The following is a 220-nucleotide window of genomic DNA, read 5'->3' on the forward strand; positions in this document are numbered from 1 at the left end:
AGGCTGTTAGAACGATTCGACGCTATGAGGAATTACATCCGCACAACCTTCAGCAGAAAGCAGCTATTATTGTAGAGACTTTCCGTGAGGTCACAAAAAAGAAAATCGGTGGCCTGCAACTGTTGATCGAGAATACGGCGGTCTGTAATAATGATTACGCTGTTAAAAATTGGATCGTTATTTTCGTTGTGGAGGCTGGCCATACGGTAAGCCGTCCAAG

1 protein-coding gene is annotated in these 220 nt (G+C 44.5%); it reads left to right on the forward strand.

The features are described 5' to 3' along the window. On the forward strand, positions 1–220 hold a 220-nt coding region (locus H6B10_RS17055), incomplete at both ends, for a hypothetical protein (RefSeq protein ID WP_204652523.1).

The organism is Gemmiger formicilis (assembly GCF_016901605.1).
GTDB lineage: Bacteria > Bacillota > Clostridia > Oscillospirales > Ruminococcaceae > Gemmiger > Gemmiger formicilis_B.